General features: G+C 56.0%; 2 pseudogenes. Both read right to left on the reverse strand.

The window, feature by feature from the left end:
* A pseudogene (locus A6M21_RS03235) lies at positions 1–601 on the reverse strand (IS200/IS605 family accessory protein TnpB-related protein); the annotation flags it as partial.
* A pseudogene (locus A6M21_RS19055) lies at positions 573–721 on the reverse strand (IS607 family transposase); the annotation flags it as partial. The pseudogenes A6M21_RS19055 and A6M21_RS03235, both read right to left, overlap by 29 nt.

The raw sequence follows: 721 nt of genomic DNA on the forward strand, positions 1-721 counted from the left end.
CGTTACGCCACTCTTCACAGGTGGCTTTGCCTTTGCAGACCCGCTTCCATAAAGAGCGACCGCCGAAGACCACTTTGGATATGGTGCCGTTGTCCCGGCGGGTTTGCAGTTCTTCCAGCTTGCCGGCCAGTTTTTTGACCCGCGCTTTGCGCCCGTGGACGGTAAGTTTGGCTTTTTTGATTTTAACGGCATCGCCGGCTTTAACCGCTCTGACCAGATCTTTTTCCGCCCAGCCAAGTTTCTTTTTGGCCCGGGCCAGCTTCGTTTCCGTTTCCTTGATTTCCGTGACGAGCAGTTGTTGCTGGGAGTCGATGATTTCTCTTGCCTTCAGTATGGCGTCGTCACAGTAGCGGGAGTTTAAGCCGAATATTTCCTGGCCCTGCTTTTTCAGTGCTTCCCGCGCCTTACCTGCCAGCAGCCGGTTGAAGGCCCAGCGGGTACAGGCACAGAACAGGCGCATTTCAGTAGTCAGAGGATCTTCCATCCCTTTCGGCCACTTCTCATTGCGCCGGGCCGGAAAACTTTCCGGAAACCACTCGCCGCAGACGGTGTATTTGATGCCCCCGGCCGGGTTAATCCGTTTCTTTTTCGGCTTTTTCATCCGCTTCCACTCCCGCGATCAACTCCCGAAACCCCTGCCTGACTTTCCTGCCGCCCCTGGCTCCATACAGCCGGGCCGAAAAAGAGGTGACTATGGACAGTAGGTCCCGCACCAGTTCCG

It is taken from the genome of Desulfotomaculum copahuensis, assembly GCF_001655685.1.
Classification (GTDB): Bacteria; Bacillota; Desulfotomaculia; order Desulfotomaculales; family Desulfovirgulaceae; genus Desulfotomaculum_G; species Desulfotomaculum_G copahuensis.